The organism is Gracilimonas sp. (genome assembly GCF_031581265.1).
Lineage (GTDB): Bacteria > Bacteroidota > Rhodothermia > Balneolales > Balneolaceae > Gracilimonas.
In genome coordinates, this window is record NZ_JAVLBQ010000003.1 from 93328 (window position 1) to 118381 (window position 25054).

General features: G+C 41.3%; 22 protein-coding genes and 1 riboswitch. Of the genes, 11 read left to right on the plus strand and 11 right to left on the minus strand.

Features of this window, described 5'->3' with window-relative positions; all coding sequences use genetic code 11:
- The 4 genes from RI561_RS02420 to RI561_RS02435 all read right to left on the minus strand — a co-directional run.
- Positions 1-1421 (minus strand): AAA domain-containing protein (locus RI561_RS02420; protein WP_395078623.1); only part of this gene is annotated, 1421 nt, incomplete at its 3' end.
- A 73-nt stretch (positions 1422-1494) separates the two neighbouring features.
- The gene (locus RI561_RS02425; protein ID WP_395078624.1) at positions 1495-2388 is read right to left on the minus strand and encodes a GntR family transcriptional regulator; all 894 of its coding nucleotides are present in this window, start codon (positions 2386-2388) and stop codon (positions 1495-1497) included.
- 117 nt (positions 2389-2505) lie between these two features.
- Positions 2506-3231 carry a pyridoxine 5'-phosphate synthase gene (locus RI561_RS02430; RefSeq protein WP_395078625.1) on the minus strand — a complete coding sequence of 242 codons (726 nt, stop codon included), beginning with the start codon at positions 3229-3231 and terminating at the stop codon, positions 2506-2508.
- A 127-nt stretch (positions 3232-3358) separates the two neighbouring features.
- A complete protein-coding gene (locus tag RI561_RS02435; protein ID WP_395078626.1) occupies positions 3359-4576 on the minus strand; it encodes a putative sugar nucleotidyl transferase in 1218 nt (405 codons plus the stop codon).
- Between the two features lie 92 nt (positions 4577-4668).
- On the opposite strand from RI561_RS02435, the gene glmS reads away from it, so the two are divergent.
- The gene (gene glmS, locus RI561_RS02440; RefSeq protein ID WP_395078627.1) at positions 4669-6501 is read left to right on the plus strand and encodes a glutamine--fructose-6-phosphate transaminase (isomerizing); all 1833 of its coding nucleotides are present in this window, start codon (positions 4669-4671) and stop codon (positions 6499-6501) included.
- Positions 6502-6839: 338 nt separating this feature from the next.
- Here glmS and RI561_RS02445 read toward each other — a convergent pair whose 3' ends face one another.
- The gene (locus tag RI561_RS02445; RefSeq protein ID WP_395078628.1) at positions 6840-7274 is read right to left on the minus strand and encodes a GNAT family N-acetyltransferase; all 435 of its coding nucleotides are present in this window, start codon (positions 7272-7274) and stop codon (positions 6840-6842) included.
- A gap of 101 nt (positions 7275-7375) precedes the next feature.
- On the opposite strand from RI561_RS02445, the gene RI561_RS02450 reads away from it, so the two are divergent.
- Entirely contained in the window at positions 7376-7705 is a 330-nt protein-coding gene (locus tag RI561_RS02450) for a phage holin family protein (RefSeq protein WP_395078629.1), read from the plus strand.
- A gap of 64 nt (positions 7706-7769) precedes the next feature.
- Here RI561_RS02450 and RI561_RS02455 read toward each other — a convergent pair whose 3' ends face one another.
- Entirely contained in the window at positions 7770-8780 is a 1011-nt protein-coding gene (locus RI561_RS02455) for an isocitrate/isopropylmalate dehydrogenase family protein (protein ID WP_395078630.1), read from the minus strand.
- 149 nt (positions 8781-8929) lie between these two features.
- Here RI561_RS02455 and RI561_RS02460 point away from each other — a divergent pair, with 149 nt between their 5' ends.
- Both RI561_RS02460 and RI561_RS02465 read left to right on the plus strand, forming a co-directional pair.
- On the plus strand, positions 8930-10354 hold the full coding sequence (locus tag RI561_RS02460; RefSeq protein WP_395078631.1) for a DASH family cryptochrome: 1425 nt from the start codon (positions 8930-8932) through the stop codon (positions 10352-10354).
- Positions 10329-10529, plus strand: a complete 201-nt coding sequence (locus tag RI561_RS02465) for a hypothetical protein (protein ID WP_395078632.1) — start codon at positions 10329-10331, stop codon at positions 10527-10529. Before RI561_RS02460 ends, RI561_RS02465 begins: the two co-directional genes overlap by 26 nt.
- Before the next feature lie 99 nt (positions 10530-10628).
- Here RI561_RS02465 and RI561_RS02470 read toward each other — a convergent pair whose 3' ends face one another.
- The 3 genes from RI561_RS02470 to RI561_RS02480 all read right to left on the minus strand — a co-directional run bounded on the left by RI561_RS02470 (position 10629) and on the right by RI561_RS02480 (position 12647).
- Positions 10629-11348 (minus strand): SDR family NAD(P)-dependent oxidoreductase, encoded by a 720-nt coding sequence (locus RI561_RS02470; RefSeq protein ID WP_395078633.1) that lies wholly within the window; start codon positions 11346-11348, stop codon positions 10629-10631.
- A 47-nt stretch (positions 11349-11395) separates the two neighbouring features.
- A complete protein-coding gene (locus tag RI561_RS02475; RefSeq protein ID WP_395078634.1) occupies positions 11396-11950 on the minus strand; it encodes a DUF6580 family putative transport protein in 555 nt (184 codons plus the stop codon).
- Between the two features lie 91 nt (positions 11951-12041).
- The gene (locus tag RI561_RS02480) at positions 12042-12647 is read right to left on the minus strand and encodes a YceI family protein (RefSeq protein ID WP_395078635.1); all 606 of its coding nucleotides are present in this window, start codon (positions 12645-12647) and stop codon (positions 12042-12044) included.
- 242 nt (positions 12648-12889) lie between these two features.
- On the opposite strand from RI561_RS02480, the gene RI561_RS02485 reads away from it, so the two are divergent.
- Complete coding sequence (locus tag RI561_RS02485; protein ID WP_395078636.1) at positions 12890-13417, plus strand: DUF4168 domain-containing protein; 528 nt, start codon at positions 12890-12892, stop codon at positions 13415-13417.
- A gap of 68 nt (positions 13418-13485) precedes the next feature.
- On the opposite strand, the gene RI561_RS02490 is transcribed toward RI561_RS02485, so the two are convergent.
- Positions 13486-14085, minus strand: coding sequence for a DNA-3-methyladenine glycosylase (locus tag RI561_RS02490; protein WP_395078637.1), 600 nt, complete (start codon positions 14083-14085; stop codon positions 13486-13488).
- Complete coding sequence (locus RI561_RS02495) at positions 14085-14993, minus strand: YihY/virulence factor BrkB family protein (RefSeq protein ID WP_395078638.1); 909 nt, start codon at positions 14991-14993, stop codon at positions 14085-14087. Before RI561_RS02495 ends, RI561_RS02490 begins: the two co-directional genes overlap by 1 nt.
- Before the next feature lie 285 nt (positions 14994-15278).
- Between RI561_RS02495 and mutS the strand changes: the two genes are divergently transcribed.
- The 6 genes from mutS to RI561_RS02525 all read left to right on the plus strand — a co-directional run bounded on the left by mutS (position 15279) and on the right by RI561_RS02525 (position 24820).
- Positions 15279-17948 (plus strand): DNA mismatch repair protein MutS, encoded by a 2670-nt coding sequence (mutS, locus tag RI561_RS02500; protein ID WP_395078639.1) that lies wholly within the window; start codon positions 15279-15281, stop codon positions 17946-17948.
- Positions 17949-18173: 225 nt separating this feature from the next.
- Entirely contained in the window at positions 18174-19064 is an 891-nt protein-coding gene (gene era, locus RI561_RS02505) for a GTPase Era (protein ID WP_395078640.1), read from the plus strand.
- A 569-nt stretch (positions 19065-19633) separates the two neighbouring features.
- Positions 19634-19769: riboswitch (SAM riboswitch) on the plus strand.
- Between the two features lie 148 nt (positions 19770-19917).
- Complete coding sequence (locus tag RI561_RS02510) at positions 19918-21246, plus strand: O-acetylhomoserine aminocarboxypropyltransferase/cysteine synthase family protein (RefSeq protein ID WP_395078641.1); 1329 nt, start codon at positions 19918-19920, stop codon at positions 21244-21246.
- A gap of 200 nt (positions 21247-21446) precedes the next feature.
- Positions 21447-22487 (plus strand): homoserine O-acetyltransferase, encoded by a 1041-nt coding sequence (gene metX, locus RI561_RS02515; RefSeq protein WP_395078642.1) that lies wholly within the window; start codon positions 21447-21449, stop codon positions 22485-22487.
- A gap of 2 nt (positions 22488-22489) precedes the next feature.
- On the plus strand, positions 22490-23578 hold the full coding sequence (locus RI561_RS02520) for a hypothetical protein (protein ID WP_395078643.1): 1089 nt from the start codon (positions 22490-22492) through the stop codon (positions 23576-23578).
- A 105-nt stretch (positions 23579-23683) separates the two neighbouring features.
- The gene (locus RI561_RS02525) at positions 23684-24820 is read left to right on the plus strand and encodes a P1 family peptidase (RefSeq protein WP_395078644.1); all 1137 of its coding nucleotides are present in this window, start codon (positions 23684-23686) and stop codon (positions 24818-24820) included.
- The last annotated feature ends 234 nt before the right edge of the window (positions 24821-25054 follow it).

The following is a 25054-nucleotide window of genomic DNA, read 5'->3' on the forward strand; positions in this document are numbered from 1 at the left end:
GATGCTGCCTCCCCGTTATCCAGGCTACGTCCATCAGCCGGCTCTCCCGATTTCAACCGGCCTTCATAAAACACCGAACTGATGACTCCTGCCAAATCATCTTTCATGCGATATTGCACATCAAAAAAACTGGTGAAATTCTTATTAAAATCGTGCCAGTTGAATAGATCTTCCGTTGATTCCGATTTCGATACATAGGTAAAAATATCCTGCTCTAAAAAGTCCCTTGATTTGGGGTGGTTCGTGATCGCTATCGGGGGTAACTGCATGGGATCTCCGGCAACCACTAAGTGTTTTTTACTTTTGGCAGCCATCAACAGCATATAGGGAATTCCGGCCATCGAACCCTCGTCCACCACCACGGCATCATAGCTAAGACTATAGAATAGCTCAGACGTGCACACTTTAGCCAGCGTTGTAGCAACCAATTGCTTTTTCTTTAACTCGTATCGTTCGTTCAAGTTCATCAACCGGTCGATCTCAATTTCAAGAGACTCCACTCCACCGTGCTCATCTACTTTATTGCCGGCCAACTGACATTCCAAATCCAGTTTATCGGGAACCTCCTCCCCATTGCGTATCAAGTCATCTACTTTTTCTTGCAAGCTTTCATACTTGCTGAGTAGGTTTGACAGCTGTACTGCATCGGCTTTGCGCCCATCCAGCTTGGCTTTCACCTGGTGATCGAACAGAATGTCTTCGAGGCGGGCATCATCCAGAGCGGCTTCCCCAAACCGGGTAGTGTTTTGAAGATTGAAGCCGGGATCAATTTCATACAAGGCATCAATCACACTTAGCAATCCCACATCTACGGCACGATTGGTATTTGATACGAACAAAACCCTTTTTTTTTGCTTAAGCAAATTGGCAACGATATACCCTAAAGTTGCCGTTTTACCAGTTCCGGGAGGCCCCCAAACATATAATATGTTATTCTTGAGCGACTTTTCGATGGCGTCTCTCTGCGATTCATTTCTCAATTCATCTACTTTGATTTCAGCTGAATCGGAACGTTCTTTAAAATTTTTCTCGGGCTCAAGGAGTGCTTTTAGCTGAGGAATTTCATCCGCTTTTTCCTGAATTTTAAGCAGGTGTTCTTCCATTTTTTTGAGTACAAAATCATTTTCCCATTCCAGGAAAACCTCTCCTATTTTACTTCCTACATTTTTGGGGAATTCCAGGCGAACTTTTTTGTCCTTAAATTCTACCGGCTGCACCTTGTATTCTTTGTCATCGATTTTTGCCCTGATTTCTTCAGCAAAACGGAGTCCCTTATTTTGGGTGTCGAAGGTATAAATGAATTCTCCGGATATCTTTTCTAAATCCCCGTTGAAAAGTACGTCGGTAGATGGAGTTTCCCTCACCGCAATTATTTCATGTTCAATGGCTTCTATTGCCTGTTTTAAAACTTTCTTAATCAAAGTAATGCTAAGTGTTAAATGCTAAATGTTAAATGGTTGATCATTTAACATTTAGCATTATATAATTTAAAATTTATTGGTCCCACAATTCGGCTCGAATCATTTCTGAGCTTTTTTCTGATAGCAAGTATTCAAGTCTCAGCCTGCTTTTCTGAGGCACCTTTTGCTCAACCAACCGGGCACTGTCTGAGGTATATAGGACCAAATCAGATTCCCGCACAAAAAGTGGGAGTGATTTACCATAGATAGTCCCAGCCACAAAAGATCCTTCGAATTGAACCGATCGCTTCAACTCATCGATGATTTTGGGAATGGTCTCTTCAGAGCCGGTTACCAAACCGATGGTTTCAATAGCGGCACGATCTACCATAGAAAGCAAGATGTCTGGATCGTAATCATATACAATGGGAAGGATGAGCAGGCTTTCTCTCAGGCTCCGGAAATTACTCATCAAATGGATGGGTACAAATAGCGCATCGTATTTTGCCGCACTCTCATATTCATTAATACTGATGGCCTGACTTTTAACGCCCACTTGCTTCTTGATGGCATCCGATAACATTCGTGCCAGTTCATGATTTTGCCCCACACTGGCTGAAGTTTGAATACGATCGGGCCATTCCATAAAGCCAAGCTGCTCTTGAAATAACAGCTCTATCTCGGATTCATCCAGCCCATAACCAATAAGTTCTTCTACCAACGCCTGCACTTTCTCACCGCCCACTTCCAGCCGAGCCGATTTATCCAACAGTGTAGTCTGATTTTTAACGGTGAATCCCCGTCCCTTCTCACCTAAAATTAACCCTTCTTCCTCCAGTATATGATAGGCTTTTCGTACAGTATGAAAACTCGCCTCCAGCTGCTGACCCAAATCGCGGGTAGAGGGCAACATCTCACCCACCTGAAACTGCTTGGTGGCAATCATCAACCGGATACGGTCTGCTATGTGTTTGGCGGATGTTTTCAAATAATTTCATTCCTTTTTAAATGAGGTTCTGAATATCCAATATTCAGCATGGAATAACCAATGTCCAAGTTTTCTTCATTAGCATTCCGAGCCCTGTGTGGGCTTTTGGATATTTCCTCATCCATAAAAATTTTCGATAATTTCAATGTAAGCTTTTACAGTTCTATCAAGTCCCCAAAACAGTGATTTACTAATCAGCGCATGACCAATACTTACTTCATTCAGGTTTGGGACCGTTTCAAGCAGGTCGGGTAAATTTTCTAAATTCAACCCATGACCGGCATTCACTTTTATACCAAAATCATTTGCCATAATGGCCGCTTTTCGAAGACGGGTTAGCTCGTGCTGTTGTTTAGCTGAATCCGCATTGGCAAAATTCCCGGTATGCAATTCAATGGCATCCGTTCCCAGCTCATGTGCCAGTTCAATATCCCTGGGATTTGGATCCAAAAACAAACTGATTTCAATGTTGGTCTCCCGTAATTTGGGAAAAACACGATTCATGTAATCATCAAATACCACTTCCATATCTAGTCCACCTTCCGTAGTCAGCTCTTCCCGTCCTTCGGGGACCAGCGTACATAAATGGGGATCTACTTTTGTACATATTTCGAGCATCTCATCCGTGGCAGCCATCTCGAAATCGAGCTTTCCGCGTACATGATCTTTTAACCGAAATACATCTTCATCACGAATATGGCGGCGGTCTCCGCGCAAGTGAAATACAATCCCGGCTGCTCCGGCTTTTTCACAAATTTGAGCTGCCTCAATGGGATCAGGGTATCCCTCACCCCGTGCATTTCTCAGTGTTGCAACATGATCGATATTAACGAGCAGTTTCATTTTTGGCTTCAATTATTTCTGGTTGCTGTTAGTCTCTAAAACGGCCTTCTAAAGCCGGGACTAAAAGTAAGCATAAGAGCTTACAGTTACAGAAATGAAATCCACTCACAAAAACCTGCAGGGTCTTTTATTTGCTATCTTTTTCAGCAATGTATTCCATCATATTTTTGTACCCGTCACTTAATGGAATATCTCTGCGCTTCATCATAGAGTGCATGGCTTCAATGGCTTTATCAAATTTATACACTCCATACTCTTCTGACCCAACCCACGAAAATGAAGGAATGTATTTTGGTGGAAAGCCACTCATAAATATATTGGAACTAACGCCGCATACTGTCCCGGTGTTTAGCATAGTATTAATTGCTGTTTTGGAGTGGTCGGCCATGATAGTGCCTAAAAACTGCTGTTCTGTTTCTGTCTCTTGTTTTGTATTCCAATCTGTTATTCGAACGGTGCTGTAGTTATTTTTTAAGTTCGAAGTGTTGGTATCTGCTCCTAAATTCACCCATTGGCCGAACAAAGAATTACCGGTAAATCCATCATGGGCTTTATTGGAGTAGGAATGAAATATACAATTCATCACTTCTCCCCCAACCTTACAAACCGGACCGAGCGTGGTACCATCCGAAATTCGTGCTCCCATTTTCACCGTTGATCCTTTGCCAATGACCACAGGTCCCTTTAAAATACTGCCTGACTCAATACAAGCTCCCTTCATAAGAACGATCGGCCCCTTATTTGCAATTAAAGTAACCCCCGGTTCTAATTCTACTTCTTCAGCAATGAATGTGTTTTCGGGATGGGTGATAGTGGCTTCAAATTCATGTCCTAATTCTGCAACTGATTTTAACCCGGAAAGTGTGACATCTTTTTCGATTTCATAGGCATTAAGCATCAATAAATCCCACAGATGTTCCAGGTGGATAAGATCTTTGACTACTATCTCATCTAATCCATCAGCTGAAAATTTCTCTTTCTGAAACATTTCTGCTGATTTATCTGCAGTAACTTTTGCAGCTGCGCATGAACCATCAAATATAATGCACTGGTTTTCTTTTAGCACTTCCAGTGCATCCATTAGTATTTGGGATGGAAGGAACCGGGGATTCACCCATAAAATTACATCATCCCTATCTACCTCTCCTTGTTGAAACACTTCCTTCATGTAATTGGGCAGCAACCTGCTATATCTGTGTATCCCAAATGATCGCAACCATTTTTCGCGAATAGTGTACGCCCCGACACGTAGATCATCAACCGGACGGGTGAGTGTAAGCGGATGAAAATTTTTAGCTTTTTCATCCGTAAAGAAGCAGAGTTTATTAATTTTTTCAGAAGCCATGGGAACAAAAAATTGTAATCGTTATTAAATCAATAAGACATTATATTTAAGCATTATTAACCCCAAAAAAAATTTTTTGTGAGAGATTATTTATGTGTGGAATTGTAGGGTATGTGGGCAATAAAAAGGCAAGTGATATCATCATTAAGGGGCTTAAAAGATTAGAATACCGTGGGTATGATTCAGCCGGACTTGCTACAATAAATGGACAAATCAACCTTAAAAAAGGGAAGGGTAAAGTAGCTAACCTCGAAAAAATGTTGAATAGCTCCGATAATGGAAAAGTAGGCATTGGCCATACCCGGTGGGCTACTCACGGTGAACCAAACGATACAAATTCCCACCCTCATGTAAGTGAAGATGGTGATTTAGCCATTGTCCATAACGGAATTATTGAAAATTACAGCTCTTTAAAGAAAACACTTACAGAACAAGGACATAGTTTTTACTCGGAGACTGATACCGAAGTATTAGCTAAACTTATAGACAATTTTTTAAAAAAGGATGGAGCATCACTGAAAAACGCTGTAAGTCATGCACTCCATCAAGTACATGGCACCTATGGTATAGCCGTTATTCATGTAAATTTCCCGGAGCAAATTGTAGTTGCCCGAAAAGGTTCTCCATTGTTACTTGGAGTTGGAGATGGCGAAATGCTTATCGCTTCCGACGCCTCTGCTGTTGCAGCTTACACGGATAAAGTGGTGTACCTCGATGATGGCGAAATTGCCGTTATAACCAAAGATGATTACACCGTAGAATCATACGACCAAATTGAATTAACGAAAGAAGTTCATGAACTGGCGCTAAGTCTTGAAGAAATTGAAAAAGGTGGCTATGACCACTTCATGCTTAAAGAAATATTTGAACAACCTCGTGCACTTTCGTATTGCCTAAGGGGTCGTATCAATCCTGATAACGGGACCATTACCCTTGGGGGAATTGATAGTGTGATGGATAAACTCACCAATGCAAACCGGCTAATTATTGCTGCATGCGGCACCAGCTGGCACTCCGGTTTAGTAGGCGAATACTTATTCGAACACCTGGCTAAAGTGAATGTTGAAGTTGAATATGCTTCTGAATTCAGATATAAAGAACCTTTGATTAACGAAGACGATGTTATGATCGTGATTTCCCAGAGTGGAGAAACAGCTGATACACTGGCTGCCCTCAGAGAAGCACGGGAACGAGGTGCTACCGTCATTGGTGTGGTTAACGTGGTAGGATCAACCATTGCTCGCGAAACGGATGCCGGCGTATATATCCATGCAGGACCAGAAATCGGGGTCGCATCCACAAAAGCTTTTACTGCACAAGTAACTGTCCTTATCATGATGGCAATTAAACTTGGATTAGCAAAAGGCACCTTAACCAGGAAAAAAGCCAAAAAGTTAATTTCTGAGTTAGCAAAAATTCCGGGACAAATTAATGAGATCCTGGAACAGACCAATGAACTGCAGCGTATTTCGAATTTATTTTCCTATGCACCAAACTTCCTGTATTTAGGTCGCTCTTATAACTTTCCGGTAGCTTTAGAAGGTGCCCTTAAACTAAAAGAAATTTCATACATTCATGCAGAAGGATATCCTGCCGCTGAAATGAAACATGGCCCTATCGCTCTTATTGATGCAATGATGCCCGTTGTTGTAATTGCCGCCACAAAGCATACCAACGACAAAATGATTAGTAACATTGAAGAAGTTCGAGCCCGAAAAGGACGTATAATTGCTATAACTACCCCTAATAATGGTGAAGTTGGAGATCTTGCAGAATTTACTTCAATTATACCTGAGACCAGTGATGTATTGTCACCGCTTCTATCTGTAATTCCTTTACAGCTTTTATCCTATTACATCGCTGTTAACAGAGGTTGTAATGTTGACCAGCCCCGAAATCTTGCAAAAAGCGTGACAGTTGAGTAACAGAATGTGGATAAAACTTTATTACACCAAGAAGTAGTTTTTAAAATTATTTGTTAAACATCTTAAATAACGCATAAAAGCGTTTCCATAATTTTTAAAAATTGTTGTGGATAACTTGATTTTTTGATAATAATTGTGTTCAATAATGCTCTCTTGAGTTAGCTAATAAATTTGATTTAAATGAAAAACTGGAAAGCATTAATATTTAAAGTTGTAGTATTGGTTTTGATAGGCATCGTAATTTTCACGGGCTAACAAACTCCCAAAATTATTTCTCTCACTTCCCTTTTACGAGATCGCTCTATCTATCATAATTTTTAAAGATCACTTCTGGTTTATTACTTTTCTAAAACCATCTCGATGTGATCGATATCATCAACTACATACACATCACTAACCACTTTAAATCCTAATGACTCATAATAATATTGTAGAGCCGCCTGGGCTTCTATTTTTACGGTCTCTCCAATGCATAATTCAATTCCCTTCTTTACTAACTTCGGTCCCAGTCCGGTTCCTCTATATTTTGGAGAAACTATAATTCTTCCCAAACTGGCTTCTTCTTTATACTTATCACCGGGTTTAAAAATTCTTAGGTACGCAGCTAATACTTCTTCATCATAGAAAAATAAGTGGCCGGCTTTTGCGTCGTACCCGTCAATGTCCTCGTATAAACAAGTTTGCTCAATGATAAATACCTGCTGCCTCAGCCGAAACATATCTTCAGCTTGCCCGGGAGTAAGTTCGTTAAAGCCTTTATAAATAATATTCATATCTGCTTTTGGAAGTGTTTTGCTTTATTTGATATGGAAATGTAACCATTTTTGATTCTCTATCGTACAGTCAACTCACTTTTAACAAAATCTATGATTCTATGATTTGGGCTTGGTTATTAAATAGTATTTCCGTTTACGCAACTGCCAGTTTATTGAAGGGGGTTGAAATCAAAAACTTTTGGAGTGCTCTTTTTGTAGCAGCACTGCTGGCCCTTATAAATACCTTCATCAAACCGATATTGGTTATTTTAAGCCTGCCAATTACTATCCTAACCTTTGGCCTTTTTGTATGGGTCATCAATGCCTTGCTGATTATGCTGGTTGATGCCATGGTTGAAGGCTTTAAACTTAAAAGCTTTGGATGGGCACTCGGCTTTGGCTTGGTGATGTCAGTGATTAGCTGGGTATTGTTTAGTTTATTTGGATAGTAAACATAAAAAAGGCTGCCAATTAATTTGACAGCCTTTTTAAATTCAGCAAAAGAAGTGTGATTTAAATGTTATCACACACAGCCTGTGTGAAGGTCGAAGTTGTGCCCTCTCCCCCGATATCCGGAGTGCAATACACTTTCTTCTCTACTAACGTCTTATAAATTGCTTTCCTAATGTTTTCGGCCACCTGCTTTTGATCTATATGCTCAAGCATCATAAGAGATGAAAATAGCAACGCCATAGGGTTCGCAATATTCTTACCTACAATATCGGGTGCAGAACCGTGAACAGCTTCAAACATGGCAGCATCATCACCTATATTCGCTGCACCGGTCACTCCAAGTCCGCCCACTAACCCGGAAGCTAAATCTGATAAAATATCACCAAATAAATTTGTAGTTACCACAACATCAAACTGACTTGGCCGAATCACCATTTGCATAGCCATATTATCTACAATGACATCTTCGAATTCGATTTCAGGATACTCTTCAGCTACCTTTCGGCCAACTTCCAGGAATAACCCGGTGGTAAGCTTCAGGATGTTCGCTTTATGCACTAATGATACTTTTTTACGCTCATTTTGCTTCGCGTATTCAAATGCAGCACGTACAATTTTTTTACTTGCCTCTTCCGTTACTACGGCGATGGCTTCAGAATGTCTTTTATTTTCCCCCTCTTCAATCCACTTTTCTTTCCCGATGTACAATCCCTGGGTATTTTCACGGAAAAGTACCATATCAACATCTCTGAAAGGAGAGTCTATACTCGGCAGGGTATGAGCCGGACGAATGTTGCTGTATAAATTAAATTTTTGTCGCAATGCTACGTTGACAGAGCGGAATCCTGAACCTACGGGTGTTGTTAGCGGTCCCTTTAAGGCTATTCTATGCTCGTCAATAGCTTCAATTGTATCTTCAGGAAGTGGATTGCCGGTTTCTTCATATGCTTTCAATCCGGCTGATTTTTCGATCCAATTTATATCAGCACCGGCTTTTTCTAATATGGTTGTAACAGATTCAGTGATTTCCTGACCAATCCCATCGCCGGGTATTAAAACAATATTTTTCATTCAAAAAAGTAGTTTAGTTCTTCAATTTTCGAGAGCCCTAAATATATTGATTTAAAAGCCCAAATGTGAATTTCTACTGTACAATCTTCTACTCTTTAAATTGAATGATCGTTGCCTAAAAAAGCTTTCATAAATAAAAAAAAGAAATTATGAAAAGATCTCTTATTTGGTTCAGAAATGATTTGCGTATCCACGATAACGAGGCATTGATAAAAGCCTGCCAGGCTAAAGAGGTGGTTCCTTTGTATTGTATAGATCCCCGACATTTTGCAAAAACCTCATTCGGATTTCCAAAAACAGGCTATCATCGCACGAAGTTTTTATTAGAATCTCTGCAAAATCTGAGGTCCAATCTTAAAGAAATTGGCATTGACTTAATTATAAGAGAAGGCAAACCGGAAGAAATTATTCCTGAAATCATAGAAAAGTATGATATCGATCTTGCCTTCACCCACAAGGAAATCACAAGAGAGGAAATTGATGTTGAGAATTCTTTAAAGGATACACTGGGAGATACACTAACTTTCGCATGGAGCAGTACGCTTTTCCATATCAATGATATTCCTTTCAGCAAAGAGGACGTACCGGATGTGTTTACTCAGTTTCGCAAGAGAACAGAAAAGGAATCGAAGGTCAGAAAAGAATATGAAGAACCTACAAGAGCTTCTTTAGTTCCCGGCATTGAAGCCGGTAAAATTCCAACTGTAGAAGATTTAGGCTTAGAAGATAAGCCCGATGACCCAAGGGCTGTACTGAATTTTAAAGGAGGCGAAGACGAAGCACTCAAAAGACTACAGAACTATTTTTGGGAAGGTGATCATCTAAAAAATTACAAATTTACACGCAATGGCTTGTTAGGTCCTGATTATTCTTCAAAGCTATCGCCATGGCTGGCTAATGGCTGTATCTCACCTCGCAGAATTTATTGGGAAGTGAAACAGTACGAAGAAAAACGAAAGAAAAATGTATCTACCTACTGGATGATTTTTGAACTTCTTTGGAGAGATTATTTCCGATTTTCGGCTTGGAAATATGGTGATAAAATCTTCTGGCCTTCCGGTATCCAGGGTAAAAAAAGAAAATGGAAGACCGATCGGGATATTTTTAATAAATGGGCTGAAGGTAACACCGGAATTCCTTTTATTGATGCTAACATGAGAGAATTAAATAATACCGGTTATATGAGTAATCGTGGTCGCCAAAATGTAGCGAGCTTCCTCGCTCAAAACTTAAATATAGACTGGAGAATGGGGGCAGAATATTTCGAATCCCTGTTAATTGATTACGACCCATGCAGTAATTATGGCAACTGGGCATATAACACCACAGTAGGACATGACCCTCGAAATCGATATTTTAATATTATTAGTCAGGCTGAAAAATACGATAAAAAAGGTGAGTACGTTAAAAACTGGGTTCCTGCATTACGAAAAGTATCAAAAGACTTTATTCACGAACCTCATAAAATGAATCAGGATCAACAAACGTTATTTTCAGTGGATATTGGGAATGGATATCCTGAACCAATGATTAACCTGGATGAAAGCTATGAAGAAATCAAAGCAAGAGATTAAAGGTAAAATTTTACGCTTTAGTAAAACCAAGAGGTACGAAAATGATGTTTCGCCCACGGAGGTCACTAAAAATTTATTCTCCGGTATTTGGAAAAACCATGTTGATGGAGAAAGGACTTCCATCAAAAAGCTGCATAAGCGAAAATTAATTCTGACTCCTGTAGACAGAGATTAGGCCTAATTATACTGGCATGGTTAAGTAGATGGGAGAAATGGAGGGCTAACTGGGTTAGCATAAAATATTGCAACGCAAGCTGTAGCAGAAACAAATGAATTACAATCGATTCCAAAGCCACTCAGGAACACATTTAGCAACCCAAGCCAACAGCCTCCATCTTTTAGTCACATACAAATAGTTTTTTCGCTTTTCGATTCCCTTTATCATTTGTGACGCTGCTTTCTCGACCGGTGCTACCCAAAACATACCTTTCGCCCGCTCTGTCATTTCAGTCCAAATATATCCAGCCCTTATCTCTGTAACCGCAATATCGGCATCTACACGACGAGCCTTTTGCCTGTACCCAACCAGGTAGTTCGATACGAAATGTTTTGTGGCCGTATAAGCTGTAGCTCGATGATGCGCAACCAAAGAAGCCATGGATGACATCCCCACAATGTGCCCGTATCCTTGTTCTTTAAAATAATCGAAAGCAAAATGACAGCCATGCGCAAAAGCGAGAGCGTTTACTTCTATAAGTTTAGATTCTGCCCTCCAGGGTGGCATCATCTGAATGCGACCGATACCCGCGTTTAGAATCATAACATCCAGTCCACCCATCTCATCAATCAATTCCTGATATGACTTCTCAGCGGACTCATGCTCTGTAACATCCTGATTTTTTATATAAACTTTCTCTCCTATTGTGGATTGTAATTCTTCAAGACGTTCCGTTCGCCTGCCAATCAAGCCCAAAATATGTCCTGCCTCTCCATACTGAAGAGCGAGTTCTCTCCCAATACCTGAGGTTGCACCGGTTATGATAATCTTTTTCATAGTAGCTTAAACTAAAAAAGGCTTCAGTGACTGAAGCCTTTTAAATATTACTTAGCCAATTGCAGTGCCGGGACTTTTTGTTTCGCGTATTCAAAAGCTCCAAACATCACCCCGGAGTAAATGAGGTCTCCTGCAATGGTGTAGTTAAAGAATGGAATACCCGCGCCATAACTCATCATCAGCCCTGAAAGAGATTGCGGATATATCGGGCTACCCAACCATGCACCAAAATTGGTTATCAAAAAGAATATGATGGAGGCACTCAAGCTACCTGCAACCACGGTTTTCAGATTAACTTTCTTTAGAATAAAAACTCCCGCTAAAACAATAAGAGCTATGGAAACATACATCCAATAAAAACCGGGTGTGAATAGCACAAAGCCGTTGTAGTAATTTGCAAAAAGTAAATTGTTAACCAACAAATCACTTATAAAAAATGCTGCTAACGGAAGTAAAAAAGAAAATTTCTTGTCCGTAAAATACGCCGCTCCAAAAAGTGACATAGCTCCCATCGGAGCAAAATTATAAGGATGAGGCACAATTCTTGAGAGTGCAGCTATGACTATAAATCCGGATAGAACTAAAAAGCGCTTTTTATTCATTGATCTTGTTGATGCTTGGTTTAGGCGTTAAAATAAAAAAAGCATCGTCTCAAATGAAACGATGCTTTTAAAATAACGCTAATTTTTGAAATTACTTATCGGCGTTTAGCTCAAGGTTTAAATCAATGGTAACTTCATCACCAATAACGGCATCAGAAGCCCAGTCACCGGTCCCTACCGTATATTCTGTTCTATCTATTACTGTTGAAGCCGTTATACCTGCTACCATAGTTCCCTCTTCCATGGGGTTATCCATGATTCCTAAAAGTTCAAATGGCAAAGAAATTTCTTTGGAAACATCCTTTATTGTGAGTGTTCCGTTAGCGACATACTCGTTCTCTCCGGTTTGTTCTATGCTGTTGCTTTTGAATGAAATGTGAGGCCATTTCTCAGCATTGAAGAAGTCATCTGTTTTCAGGTGACCATCTCTTCTTTCATTTTTAGTATCAACGCTGTTCACCATAATTTTAACATCGATCATACTCTCATCCAAGTTCTCCGGATCAAAGTTAATAGTAGACTCGTAATTATTGAATTGTCCATTTACGGGAGTGAAGAAGTGAGTAACCTCAAAATTGATGGCACTGTGTGCTTTATCAATAGTCCACTCATTTGCTACATATTTTGTTAATGCTATGGAAGAAACAGCAAAAATTGTTACTGCTATTATTGTTGTTATTTTATTTAATGATTTCATTTTACTGATTTATTGTTCTTGATTAATAGTTGATTTGAAAACAGAATGTTTTTTTAAATAATTTCATTCAATGTTAAACAAACTCTTTTGTTCATCAATATGATGATCCCAAATCAACCAATCTTACCGAAATCATGTAACAACATGTAAAACAACTTTAAGAAACCGAACATTTTCCCTTTTCTTGTGTTCTGAACAACACGACATAAATATACCCAATCATTCAATACACAGATTATATCATGAAGAATTTTTTTAAGCTCTCACTTATTATTTTAGTGGGTACACTTTTCAGTACAGCTGCCATTGCTCAACAGCAGCAACAACAAATGCCACCACAGCCGGAACCGTTAAGTCCTGAAGAAGTAACAGACGAACAACTGGAAATGGTTTCTAACGTAACTAAAGCCGGACAAGGCATTCAAGAGGAAGCCGATACAAAAATGAGAGAAGTCGTTGCAGATGTGGATATGGAATTTCAACGATTTCAGCAAATTATGATGGCTCAACAAAATCCTCAAATGGCCGGTCAACTTGATCTTTCTGAAGAAGAACAACAAACCCTTCAGCAAATTCAGCCTCAATTGATGCAAATAAGTCAAGAAACTCAGCAAAAGTATATTGCTAAAATTCAGGAAGAAGGACTAACAATTCAAAAATTTCAGCAAATCACCCAAGCTATACAGGCACACCCTGAAGTAGCAGAGCGTTTTGAGGAAATTAATGCCGAAGAAGATGAAGGAGACGGCGACGATGGAGATGACGGATAAGTCTTAACCTCTTTCATAATTCTTTTTATTTAAGCCCGGTGAAGTTCATCGGGGTTTTTTATTCCGTGTTATTTGCTTACCCAGTCACTGCAATTTAGTGTAAATCGCCAAGGTAGTTTGGCATCCTCACCGGCGTAATCAACCCCTATTCTTGTACTTGTTTTAATCTGATGGTCTTCAATCTTATGTTCTCCATTTTCAACCCAGATTAAATCACCACATAAATCCGTTTTATCAAGTTTTGTGGAAATACCCATTGCCTGAGATAATTTTCCTGGTCCGTTGGTTACAACCGGTTTCAGCCGTTCCCTCCCTCTCCTCTCTAACATTTTTTCAATTCCCTTAACAGGCCGAACAGCTCTTACCAATATTGCATCGGCCATTCCTTTTTTATTTGTCACAATATTAAACAGATGATGAATTCCATAACACAAGTACACATAGGCAAAACCCGGTGGACCATAAATAGTTTCTGTCCTCGGCGTTCTTACATCCGGGTAGGCATGACAAGCCTGATCTGTCCTGCCATTGTATGCTTCCGTTTCAACGATGATTCCGGAGGTGAGTGTATCCCCAACATGCGTATATAGTACTTTACCAATCAAATCTCTGCTTATTTGAACGACATCCTCTCGTTCATAAAATGTTCGGGGGAGCTTGGTTGGCATCAGGAAATCGCAGTGTATGGGTTTTCTTGGACCGCAGGTTTATTGATCATGTAAATATCTTTGTAGGCTCGGGCTACAATTCCGCTAATCACAAAAAGAAGAGCCGTATAAAAAGTCCATACCGCCAAAATAATAAGTACGGTATAACCTTGATAAAAATATCGGTACGTTGAAAAAGCATATTCCAGGTACATACTCACGCCATATTTAGCTACCTCAAAAAGCATGGTATAGACGGTTGCTGAAATTAATGCCACTTTAGGAGAAATTTTGCGCTCACTTACAAAACGATAAGCCACGTAAACCACAAAAAAGGCTAATATAATGGGCAATAAAAAGTTCAAGAAATCATAGATCCAGGGTAACTCAATCACCATATTTGTTAATGGTATATTAATCTCACTAAGATTAAATAATGAGATCGTTGATACTGCAAGGCTAAAAAATAAAAACACAATTCCTATCAAGCTAAAACCAAAGAAATTATAGATCACATCCATGATGGGGTGTTTTCGCTCTTTGATATCGAATACATCAAAAAGTACGTGCTTGAGGCTGTGGAGTAATCCCTGTGTAAAAAAGAGCAGTACAACGATACCCACAATTCCAAAAATTCGCCGTGCTCCAATAAGCGGCTCCAGCAAGGTTTCTATGGTTATAGCACCACGAAATACATCGTCACTTTGGGTCTCATAAGTAAAGCTTGGGAAAAACTCTCGTCCATATCGCACAATTTCATTGAAAGCTTCCTCAGCAGAAAGCAAATATCCAATTATGGAAATGAGGATTAAGACAAAAGGAACTGCACAAATAAAAAGATTAAACGTAATAGCTGAAGCATTGAAGAAGATGTCCTTCTTACTTGCCAGCTTAAGCACTCGTTTCCAGAATTCTTTTTGTTTATCCAAAACCTGCTTTTGATTAATGATACGTCAAAATTCGCAGGATGTACGGTTAAATACAAGCAGTGATTTTGGGAAGTGGTGAAATAAGGTCCATAAGGGAGTCTGATTTAGTTATTAGTGAATTTGTTAATGCTTTCTTGAAATAACAATAGAATTAAAACAACCAATTACCGGTTTAACCATCTCCGAATAACCAACAAATCCCCTTTAGTTTTTCAGTTATTTCATTACTAAGTTCCACATTCAAAAATCAGCAATCTAACAGCTTAAAACACCTATTTACAGCGCATGGCTGCTAAAAAAAAGCAAACTCCGCTGATGCGGCAGTACTTCCAAATTAAAGATGAACACCCGGGCACCATTCTGCTATTCCGGGTCGGAGATTTTTACGAAACCTTTGCCGACGATGCCCAACTCATCAGCAAGGAATTGGGAATTACGCTTACCAAACGAAATAACGCCGGCGATCAAACTCCACTGGCCGGATTTCCCTACCACGCGCTGGATAATTACCTGCCCAAACTGGTTAAAAAAGGCCATAAAGTAGCGGTTTGTGAGCAAACCGAAGATCCCGACGAAGCCAAAAAAGCCGGACGTAAAATTGTGACTCGAGAAGTAACGGAGATTACCACTCCCGGAGTCACGATGTCTGAAAAGCTGCTGGATCATAAACGAAATAATTACATTGCCTCTCTTCACTGGGATGGATCAACTATTGGTGTAGCATTTTCAGATATTTCCACCGGAGAATTTGCCCTAAGTCACATAAAAGAAGATAACCTGGATAATTTTTTGGCAGCAATCCAGCCCTCGGAAATCCTTGTTCAGCAAAAAAAGAAAAACAAGCTGGATGAATCTCTCAGCCATCATAATATTACTTACATCGAAGATTGGGTGTATGATGGCGATTATGGCTACAATCTGCTCACTGATCATTTTGAAACCCACTCTTTGAAGGGATTCGGTGTCGAAAACATGGAGATTGCGCATGTAGCTGCCGGTTCGCTAATGCATTATATGCAAGAAACCCAAAAAGCATATTTACGTCACCTGCGCCGATTGTATGCCTATGAAAGCAATGAATTTATGAGCCTGGATGCGTCCACTAAACGCAATCTGGAGCTGACGGCCAGCATTCAGGAAGGTGGGACTGAGGGAACCCTGATCTCTATTTTGGATGATACTTGCACCGCGATGGGTGGTCGTCTTCTGCGCCGGTGGATCATGCGTCCCCTCAAGCGACTTAAACCAATCCAACAACGATTGGACTCCGTCGAAAGGATCTATGATAACAACGAAATCCGAAAAACACTCCGGGATGAACTGGAGCAGATTGGCGATATGGAACGGCTTATCTCCCGCATCTGTATGGGACGAACCAATGCCCGGGATGTGGTTCAACTAAAATTATCTCTTGCCCAAATTCCCCGCTTAAAAAGCCAGATTTCTTCTATTGATGATCCGCTGCTACAAGATATTTTAGGCAGATTAAAATTATTAATCGAAGTACAAGAACGTATCGGTTCAGCCCTTAAAGAAGATCCACCTGCCAGTGTTAGAGATGGTGGCATGATTGCTGAAGAGTTTAATGAAGAGCTCGATGAACTTCGGGATGTAGCTAAAAATGGGAAGAAATACATTGCCCAAATCAAAGATGAGCTTGCCAAAGAACATAACATTCCTTCCCTCAAGATTGGTTACAACAAGGTATTTGGCTACTACATTGAAGTAACCAACACGCACAAGGATAAAGTCCCCGAGAGCTTTATTCGCAAACAAACGCTGGTGAATTCCGAGCGATACATCACTCCGGAATTAAAGGATGTTGAGGAGAAAGTTTTATCGGCTGAAGAACGGAGTAAAACACTCGAGTATGAGCTGTTTGAAGAACTTAGGCTTTGGGTGGCTGAGTTTGCCGATGACATCCAGCAGATTTCCCAGGCCATTGCCGATCTCGATTGCTTACAGGGATTTGCGGAAGTCGCATTCCGAAATAATTACGCCAAGCCGGAAGTGGGCGATCACCAAGAAATTGACATCAAGAAAGGTCGGCATCCGGTGGTGGAAAAGTCCTTGCCGATGGGCGAACCGTTCATTCCAAACGACATCAAACTGGACAATGAAAACGATCAAATCCTGATCATCACCGGGCCGAATATGGCGGGTAAGAGTATTATTTTACGTCAAACAGGATTGATTGTGTTACTGGCACAAGTTGGAAGTTTTGTTCCTGCAAAAGCAGCTAACATTGGTTTGGTTGATAAGATTTTTACCCGCGTAGGAGCTTCCGATAACCTGGCTGCCGGAGAAAGTACTTTTTTGGTGGAAATGAACGAAGCCGCCAATATTCTCAACAATGCCACTCCGCGCTCACTGATTTTATTGGATGAGGTTGGCCGGGGAACTTCTACTTTTGACGGATTGAGTATTGCCTGGTCTCTGGCAGAATATTTACACAATCACGCTCCTGTTGCAGCCAAAACGTTATTTGCAACGCACTATCATGAGTTGAACGAGCTGGAACAAATGTACGAGCGCACCAAAAATTATAATGTGCAGGTAAAAGAGCATGATGGAAAAGTGGTTTTTCTGAGGAAATTAGTCCCCGGTGGAGCCGATCACAGCTACGGAATTCAAGTCGCCGACATGGCCGGATTGCCACAGGTAGTAATTGAACGAGCTAAAGAGATCTTAAAAAATCTTGAAAGCCACAGCCTAGATATCACAAATAAAAATGGAACAATTGAGAAGGAAGCATCATCCAAAAAAGAAGCTTCCAAGAATCTTGCAGACAAAGTTGAAAAACAACCCGATACTTCACAAATATCGATGTTTCAAACCCATGTAGATCCACGAATTGAAACTGTTCTTAACAAGCTCGAAGCTACCGATCCGAATAGGATGACGCCTATTGAGGCACTGATGATGATCACCGAATTGAAGAAGTTGGTGGATTGAAGGAAATTGTTTTACAAAGCCAATAAGAAAGTCCTCCCTTGAGGGAGGTGCCGGAGTGAGTGAATACGAACTCGGGCGGAGGGTGTTGTCACCAACGACATTTATATCTTAATTAATCAATGTGCGCATTATCAGCAACCCCCCACGAAATTCAAAAAAGGAACAACTTTTTTGAATTGATCTCCCCTCAAGGGGAGACTTATTTTCAACCCAATTATTACATTTATGCCTGAAACCAAAGCTCACAAATCCGGATACGTAGCCATTATTGGAAAGCCGAATGCTGGTAAATCTACCTTGATGAATTATATTTTGGGGGCAAAGATCTCTATCACAACGCACAAGGCACAGACTACGCGACATCAAATTGTGGGTATTTTTTCGGATGAGGATACGCAGATTGTTTTCTTGGATACACCCGGAGTCATCTCCCCAAAATATGAACTCCAAAAAGCCATGATGAAAACCGTGGAGCGTGCACGGGCTGATGCGGATGTCATTCTTTTCATTCACGACCCGATGGATAAGCACCCAACCGATGATGTGATCAAGCTCATTAAGTCCATTAACAAACCGGTATTTTTGGTGGTGAATAAAATGGATGTAGCTAATGAAGAGAAAGCCCGAAAATCGGCTGAAGAAATTGAAGATAAACTCAAGATCCGTTCTACACATTATGTTTCTGCAACGGCCGGAACCGGAGTGAAAGAATTGATGGATGATATTCGAGGCTGCCTGCTTCCCGGACCTCCCTTCTACCCAAAAGAAGATTTAAGTGAGCACCCGGTTCGGTTTTTTGTTTCTGAGTTGATTCGTGAACAAATTTTCCTTCAATTTCACCAAGAGATTCCCTATTCCTGCACTGTAGAAATTGCCTCATATGATGCCGATGTGGACATTGACCGCATTCATGCCGATATCATCGTCAACCAAAAATCCCAAAAAGGAATGTTGATTGGCAAGGGAGGTTCAGCCATTAAGGAGCTTGGCATAGAATCCCGCAAAACGATTGAGGAATTTATTGGCAAGCAGGTATATCTGGAGCTGCACGTAAAAATCCGTGAGAAATGGAGAGAGAAAGAAAATTGGGTTCGGAATTTAGGGTATGGGAAGTAGTGGAATGGATACCCGAAGACTTGGGGGAATGGAACGCGGATGACGCAGATTGGGTGGATTTTCGCTGAACGGTTTTTAAGGTAACCTTCAAAATCTGGTATTCTCACCATTTTTTTCAAAATTAATTTTAAGTAAGAACAACCGTTTAGAATCCGTGCCCACCCGCAACATCTGCGTCATCCGTGTTCAATCAAAAAAATAATTTGCACCAACCAAATTCTCCCCGTAGTTTTGTAGTCATGAAATTATTCCGACAAAATATCACCAACCCTTGTGCAATGATGTGTTGCATGCAAATGTGTTGCGCGCAGACATAAGGGCTATGGTATAGAGACAAAAAGATATTCGATAAAGCCCTTTTGAATGCAATTCAGAAGGGCTTTTTTGTTGGATGATAGTTTCATTCGTTCTTAATAAAGTCTTTGAAAAATCTGAGGTTTTGGTCAAGATCAAAGCTTGAGTGAATTTAAAACCGGAGCTTATTGGTTATAAGTGAGGATTTTAAATTCACGAAAATGCAGAGATTGAGCAAAACCGCGATTTAGCTAAGACTTTTAAATACTGTTGCATTCTCATTACGAAAGGTGGAGGGATCAGGTCCTTTGAAGCCTTGGCAACCGTTCCCCGCACATAAAAATTTATGTGCGGGGAAAAAGGTGCTACATCCTGCTTGGTGAATCATTCATTCATCAGGAAAGATGAGTTCGATAAGACCCGGTTTTTGTAAGGAAAGCCTCTTTCGGATTCATCTCTGAAAGAGGCTTTTTTGTTTTCTGCAATGAAGTCTCACAGAGGAGAATCATCAGTCAAGATTCAAACAAAACAAAAAACACTTACAAAACACTACATAATCATGAGCAACAAAAAAGAAAACCGAGACTTCAATTTTGAAACCCTGCAGCTTCATGCAGGACAGGAACCCGACTCCGCAACCGGATCACGAGCGGTTCCAATTTATCAAACCACCTCCTACAACTTCGATGATACCGAACACGCCGCCAACCTTTTTGCGTTGAGGGAGTTTGGAAATATCTATACACGAATCATGAACCCGACTACGGATGTATTCGAAAAGAGACTGGCTGCCCTCGAAGGTGGAACGGCTGCTTTGGCAACAGCATCCGGTCAGGCCGCACAGTTTCTTGCCATCACCAACCTTGCTGATGCGGGTGACAATATCGTATCTACGCAAAACCTTTACGGTGGGACTTACAACCAATTCAAGGTTTCTCTCCCCCGGTTAGGTATACATGTGAATTTTGCGGAAGAGGATACCGTGGAAGCTTTTGCCAAACACATTGATGATAAAACAAAAGCTATCTATGTAGAATCCATCGGAAATCCGCGCGGAAATATTGCCGACTTTGAAGGACTTTCGGCTCTTGCCAAAGAACATGGAATCCCTCTTGTTGTTGATAACACCTTTGGAGCCGGTGGAGCTTTGGTTCAACCCATCAAGCACGGGGCCAATGTGGTAACAGCTTCTGCCACCAAGTGGATCGGTGGACATGGTACTTCCATCGGAGGAGTGATCATAGACGGAGGTAATTTCAACTGGGGCAATGGGAAATTCCCGGGATTCAGCGAACCCTCACCCTCCTATCACGGACTCAATTTCTGGGAAGTATTTGGGGAAGATGGTCCCTTTGGGAATATTGCCTTTGCTATTCGTGCACGGGTTGAAGGACTGCGTGATTTTGGCCCTTCACAATCTCCATTCAATAGTTTCCTATTACTTCAGGGGTTGGAAACGCTCTCACTGAGGGTTGAACGCCATAATGAAAATGCTCGAATATTAGCCAGCTGGCTTAAAGATCATGAGGCTGTAGATTGGATCAATTATACCGGACTTCCCGAGCACGATTACCACGAACGTGCCAAAAAATATCTGAAAGAAGGACACTTTGGCTCTGTGTTCACTTTTGGAGTGAAGGGCGGGTACGATGCAGCCCGTGATTTCATCGAGAATGTGGAACTTTCCAGTCACCTGGCTAATGTGGGTGATGCCAAAACGCTGGTCATTCATCCCGCATCCACTACGCATCAGCAACTCAATGAAACGGAGCAAAAAGCAAGTGGAGTGAAAGGTGACTTAATTCGTGTTTCCGTTGGAATTGAGCATATCGATGACATCATCGAAGATTTCGAAAAAGCCTTTGCCAGAATAAAAGTGCCGGTCTAACTCTGATAAGTACTCCATTGCAGGTCCGGTGGAAAACCCGGGCCTGCTTTTAACTAAAACCTCTAAGCCTGAATATACACTTTTGGAGAACCTGCGAGCGTCCCCAAGACCTCACAGCGTTCGGCTATAGATTTTGAAAACAAACCGCAACGCTCGCAGGTCCTGTCGGACGCTGCGAGGTTGCTTACAAGTTGACAAATATGAACAAAGACATCAAAATTACTACGCTTAAAAAGAACTGGACTACCGAATCCGGGCATTCATTTTCTGAAGTAGATATTGCCTGGAAAAGCTGGGGTTCCTTAAATGAGAACCGCGATAACGTACTCCTGATATGTCATGCTTTAACAGGTCATGCTGCAGCCGATGAATGGTTTAGCGGGTTGTTTGCTGAAAGTGGCATCCTTAATCCAGAAGAGCAATTTATCTTATGCATCAACGCGCCGGGAAGTTGCTACGGTTCAACCGGTCCAACCTCTATCAACCCAAAAGCTGACAACCCATGGCAAGCTGACTTTCCTGATATCACAATAAGGGACATCGTCACTTTTCAACAGCTTTTGCTCGATGAGTGGGATATCACCGGCATTGAAATGGTAATAGGCGGATCTATGGGTGGGATGGTTGCGCTTGAATTTGCTCTCATGGATCAGCGGGTTAAATCGGCTGCGCTTTTTGTTATGGGGAAATCACATTCTCCCTGGGCTATAGGAATCAGTGAGGCTCAGCGACAAGCCATTCAAGCAGATGAAAACTGGAAAGATGGATTTTATGATCTGAATAATCCACCCAAAAAAGGATTAGCTGCTGCACGGGCCATGGCCATGATTACCTACCGCGCCCCTGGAAATTATCAAGCCAAATTTGGTCGTGACATTCACCCCGAAAAAAATATCTACCAGGTTGAATCTTATCTCCGCTACCAAGGTGAAAAACTGGTGCAGCGATTTGATGCCAACACCTACATCATTCTCTCCAAAGCCATGGATTCGCATGATGTTTCCCGCGATCGTGGATCATTTAAAGACGTATTGGGGAGCTTAAAAAAACCTGTACTCATTGCCGGCTTCACAAGCGACATGCTCTACCCTATCGAGGAGCAACGCGAATTAGCTGATCTCATTCCCAACAGTCACCTTGCAGAACTGGAATCCCCATACGGACACGACGCTTTTTTGATCGAATTCGAAAAACTGAACGCCGAACTCAAATCATTTTATAACGCAATCAAAGAAACTTAATCATGTCACTTGCACTCAAAAAAACAGTACCTGAATCAAAGAAACACAAGAAAACACTCTCCATTTTTGTAGCCGGAATTGGCGCTGTCGGAGGAACTTTATTGAAGCAAATCACCGGACTAAAACACTCCTCATTTGATCTCGATATTATCGGGATTTGCAACAGCCGGTTTGTACGCTGGTATCCTTCAAAGAAAGAATTGAATATTTCCTCGGAAATTCAAAAAGACACAGAAACAAATTGGGACGAAATCACCAAAAAACTCATTGCCAGATCTGATGATAATATCATATTTGTGGATGCAACGGGAAGTAAAACCGTGGCCGAAATCTACTCTGAATTATTAAAGCACGGAATACATATTGCAACCCCAAGTAAGCGCGCCAATTCCCTTTCACAACATTATTTTGATGAACTTATTCAATCATCAAAAAAAGGCCGTTCTCACTATCGGTTTGAAACAGCCGTGGGTGCCGGACTTCCCATCATAAGTACCTTAAAAACATTGTTGAACAGCGGAGATGAAATCACAAAAATCTCCGGCGTTGCCTCTGGTACAATGACCTTCCTATTCACTCAGTTGCAAAACGGAACTCCATTTAGTGAAGCGGTTAGAAAGGCCAAAGCAGGCGGATACTCTGAACCCGATCCACGGAATGATCTTTCCGGTGAAGATGTAGCCCGGAAATTTTTAATCCTGGCCCGCACCTGTGGCTATCAATTTGAGCGGAATCAAATTCGGGTAGATACCCTTGTTCCTGAAAAACTGATCGAACTCTCATCTCAAGAATTTCTTGAAAGGCTGCCAGACTATGACAGCCACTGGAAAAGCCGAAATGCACAGGCTATGGTCAACAATCGAAAACTGCGATATGTTGGGGAATTCACGCCTGAAGGAATTTCGGTTGGGGTGAAAGAAGTCAAAGCAGATTCTCCCCTTGCCAACTTGAAGGGAACTGATAACTTGTTGCAGATATACACCAGACGTTACGCAGATTCCCCGATCGTAGTTCAGGGCCCCGGAGCCGGTAAAGAAGTAACCGCAGCCGGTGTTTTGGGGGATATTATTGATATTGGTGAGTTGGTTTAAGGAATTCAAAATGGAAAATTTAAAATTTTGAATTACTCTCCTTTGTATATCTTTATATTTTGGAGAACAAAATCCTGATAACACTATTTCATTACAATCAATCTTATGAGATTACTCCCCCTATTACTCATCTCTATTCTTTTCCTACAAACAGGGTATTCACAAGACCGTCAAAGAGCCCGTGACCTCGGTATCAAACCGGGAATATTAACACCGGGTGCTTTGAATGCCATCACTGATGTTGACGGAGTAAAAGTAGGGCATCGAACGATTATTGAAGGGGAAGATATTCGCACCGGTGTTACCGTAATTATGCCGCATGGGGGAGATCTCTTCAAATCGAGAGTACCGGCTGCGGTTTATGTAGGCAATGGTTTTGGAAAAGCATTGGGGTTTACCCAGGTACAGGAATTGGGAGAAATTGAAACCCCAATCGGACTTACAAATACCCTTAGCATTCACACCGTAGCGAATGGTATCACGGATTATGTACTCCGTCAGCCCGGCAACGAAAATGTACGATCTGTAAATCCCGTAGTCGGTGAAACCAATGACGGATGGCTAAATGATATTCGCGGCCGACATGTGACCATGCAACATGTGTTTGATGCCATCGAAAATGCAAAAGATGGACCTGTTGAAGAAGGCAGCGTTGGCGCCGGAACTGGAACATCAGCCCTTGGTTTTAAAGGAGGTATCGGAACTTCCTCCCGACAACTTCCCGATGAATATGGTGGATATACCGTAGGAGTTTTGGTGCAATCCAATTTTGGGGGTGTCCTTACTATCGACGGAGCTCCGGTTGGCGAAGAGCTGGAAAACCATTATATGGCAAGCGATGTTCCGTACGATGTTGACGGCTCCATCATGATAGTAGTTGCTACCGATGCTCCCCTCCTTTCGCGAAATTTAGAACGACTCGCCAAAAGGGCCCTGCTTGGTATTTCACGAGTTGGAGGATTCGCCTCAAACGGAAGCGGCGATTACGTGATCGCTTTTTCAACCAGTGAAGATATTCGAATTGATACCAGGACATCCGGTTCAACCCAAAGCTATACAGAACTGGAAAACTCAGCTACAACTCCACTCTTCCTTGCTGCTGTGGAAGCAACCGAAGAAGCCATTCTCAATTCCCTATTTATGGCTACCACTGTCACCGGAGATCGAGGTCATACACAGCAAGCTATACCTATAAATGAGGTCCTCGAAATCATGGAAAAACACTCCCTTTTGGAGGAGTAAATAGAGCCATTTTGGTACCCTTTTTTGTGCACAGAAATCAGTGTTCTATTAATTAGAGTCTGTAAGACATAATAATCTTCCATTCTCTCCCACTGATGTTCCACTTTTCCTTTCGTGAATACTGCCCAATCCAAAATCGACCTTCAGGCTTAGTATTTGAGGATTTTTAATGTTTCTGCTTGTATTCACCTTATTTGGGATACGATCAAAGTGCTGTTCAAAACAATTTTTAAA

Bases quoted from the DNA above. Each gene is read 5' to 3' on its own strand.
- RI561_RS02450 (WP_395078629.1), top strand. From the start codon at position 7,376: ATGATTTGGGCTTGGTTATTAAATAGTATTTCCGTTTACGCAACTGCC.
- RI561_RS02475 (WP_395078634.1), bottom strand. From the start codon at position 11,950: ATGAATAAAAAGCGCTTTTTAGTTCTATCCGGATTTATAGTCATAGCT.
- RI561_RS02430 (WP_395078625.1), bottom strand. From the start codon at position 3,231: ATGAAACTGCTCGTTAATATCGATCATGTTGCAACACTGAGAAATGCA.
- RI561_RS02480 (WP_395078635.1), bottom strand. From the start codon at position 12,647: ATGAAATCATTAAATAAAATAACAACAATAATAGCAGTAACAATTTTT.
- RI561_RS02465 (WP_395078632.1), top strand. From the start codon at position 10,329: ATGAAGAAATCAAAGCAAGAGATTAAAGGTAAAATTTTACGCTTTAGT.
- RI561_RS02525 (WP_395078644.1), top strand. From the start codon at position 23,684: ATGAGATTACTCCCCCTATTACTCATCTCTATTCTTTTCCTACAAACA.
- RI561_RS02485 (WP_395078636.1), top strand. From the start codon at position 12,890: ATGAAGAATTTTTTTAAGCTCTCACTTATTATTTTAGTGGGTACACTT.
- RI561_RS02445 (WP_395078628.1), bottom strand. From the start codon at position 7,274: ATGAATATTATTTATAAAGGCTTTAACGAACTTACTCCCGGGCAAGCT.
- RI561_RS02435 (WP_395078626.1), bottom strand. From the start codon at position 4,576: ATGGCTTCTGAAAAAATTAATAAACTCTGCTTCTTTACGGATGAAAAA.
- RI561_RS02455 (WP_395078630.1), bottom strand. From the start codon at position 8,780: ATGAAAAATATTGTTTTAATACCCGGCGATGGGATTGGTCAGGAAATC.
- RI561_RS02510 (WP_395078641.1), top strand. From the start codon at position 19,918: ATGAGCAACAAAAAAGAAAACCGAGACTTCAATTTTGAAACCCTGCAG.
- era (WP_395078640.1), top strand. From the start codon at position 18,174: ATGCCTGAAACCAAAGCTCACAAATCCGGATACGTAGCCATTATTGGA.
- glmS (WP_395078627.1), top strand. From the start codon at position 4,669: ATGTGTGGAATTGTAGGGTATGTGGGCAATAAAAAGGCAAGTGATATC.
- RI561_RS02520 (WP_395078643.1), top strand. From the start codon at position 22,490: ATGTCACTTGCACTCAAAAAAACAGTACCTGAATCAAAGAAACACAAG.
- mutS (WP_395078639.1), top strand. From the start codon at position 15,279: ATGGCTGCTAAAAAAAAGCAAACTCCGCTGATGCGGCAGTACTTCCAA.
- RI561_RS02490 (WP_395078637.1), bottom strand. From the start codon at position 14,085: ATGCCAACCAAGCTCCCCCGAACATTTTATGAACGAGAGGATGTCGTT.
- metX (WP_395078642.1), top strand. From the start codon at position 21,447: ATGAACAAAGACATCAAAATTACTACGCTTAAAAAGAACTGGACTACC.
- RI561_RS02460 (WP_395078631.1), top strand. From the start codon at position 8,930: ATGAAAAGATCTCTTATTTGGTTCAGAAATGATTTGCGTATCCACGAT.
- RI561_RS02470 (WP_395078633.1), bottom strand. From the start codon at position 11,348: ATGAAAAAGATTATCATAACCGGTGCAACCTCAGGTATTGGGAGAGAA.